The 1,616-nt window shown below is 42.3% G+C and carries 2 protein-coding genes; both read left to right on the top strand.

Translation table 11 applies throughout. From position 1 onward, the window contains the following. Positions 1 to 161: 161 nt before the first annotated feature. Positions 162 to 1,073, top strand: a complete 912-nt coding sequence (gene dapA, locus JX312_RS13355) for a 4-hydroxy-tetrahydrodipicolinate synthase (protein ID WP_128707294.1) — start codon at positions 162 to 164, stop codon at positions 1,071 to 1,073. Further along, a partial coding sequence (locus tag JX312_RS13360) for a CHC2 zinc finger domain-containing protein (RefSeq protein ID WP_239653934.1) occupies positions 1,042 to 1,616 on the top strand: 575 nt, incomplete at its 3' end. The genes dapA and JX312_RS13360, both read left to right, overlap by 32 nt.

The raw sequence follows: 1,616 nt of genomic DNA on the forward strand, positions 1-1,616 counted from the left end.
CCATGACACTTTTTATATGGGTAAACTTGATTGCATCACACATATGTGTTCTACAAATTTTAACACAAAAATATAAACTTTAGTTGGATAATCACAATAAAAATTCGGAGAAGAGAAACTATTTGATTAAATTTGCATTTCAAAAGTCAATTTTGATTTATATGGCAGCATTTGACCTAAAAGGACTCGGAGTGGCGATGATCACTCCTTTCAGACAAGACAAGTCTGTAGATTTTAATGCTTTAGAGAATATTATTGAACATCTTGTAAAAAGTAAAGTCGATTACATAGTAGTTCTTGGCACAACCGGTGAGACCCCCTCTCTGTTTCCTGAAGAGAAACAGGAGATACGTCGTTTTGTTATCGAAAAAGTTCGTTCGAGAGTACCTCTTGTTCTCGGACTCGGAGGCAACAATACAATGTCTTTGGTCAGAGAACTAAAGGAGGAAGATCTTAAAGGTTTCTCTGCGATTCTTTCTGTCGTGCCCTTTTACAACAAGCCTTCGCAAGAAGGTATATTCCAGCATTACAAAGCAATCGCCGAAGCCTCTCCCCTACCTGTCATTCTTTATAATGTACCGGGACGCACAGGGGTGAATATGACAGCAGCAACGACTCTGAGAATCGCAAGGAATGTCAAGAATGTCATAGGAATTAAAGAGGCATCCGGAAATTTCTGCCAGATTGAGGAAATAATCAAGAACAAGCCGGAAAGTTTTCAGGTTGTTTCAGGTGATGATTCCATTACATATCCGCTCATGACACTTGGTGCCGTAGGGGTGATTTCTGTTATCGGCAATGCATTTCCTGCTGAATTCGGCAAAATGGTCAGACTGTGTCTTGAAGGCAATTATAAGGACGCACTCCCTATCCATTTTGAATTCACAGAACTTTTCAACCTGCTTTTTGTAGACGGAAATCCTGCTGGAGTAAAATGCACGCTAAATGCCATGGGCATGATAGAAAACGAATTGCGATTGCCGCTTGTTCCGACAAGACTATCTACAAACGAAGAAATCCACAAAATAACAGCCAAGATAATTGATAGATCCAATCACCGCACAGAAGATTAAGGATGCCGCTGACATCGTGGAGGTTGTCAGCGACTATGTCAACCTCTCGCGCCGCGGTGCCAACTATATGGGATTATGCCCGTTCCATAACGAGCGGACTCCATCCTTTTCTGTAAACAGACGAAAAAATTTCTGTTACTGCTTTTCTTGCAAGAAAGGCGGCTCTCCCGTCAACTTCGTAATGGAAAAGGAGGGATTGTCTTATCATGATGCCCTCTTGCATCTTGCACGCAAATATGGCATAGAAGTTCAGGAACGCGAACTGACGGATGAAGAACGTGCCGAACAATCTGAACGCGAGGCAATGCTTGTAGCCAATGAATGGGCTATGCTCAAGATGTGCAAGGATATTTTCGATACTCAGGAAGGACGCGACATAGGTCTAAGTTATCTGTACGGAAGAGGCGTTACGGAAGAAGCCGTAAGAAAGTTTAATCTCGGATACGCTCTTGACAAGGGCTCAGCTCTGACTTCTGCCGCAAAATCAGCTGGATACGATATTAATATATTGAAAAGCCTCGGACTTGTAGGCACTTCCAAAGA

Source organism: Barnesiella sp. CU968 (assembly GCF_905219685.1).
GTDB classification, from domain to species: Bacteria; Bacteroidota; Bacteroidia; order Bacteroidales; family Muribaculaceae; genus Lepagella; species Lepagella muris_A.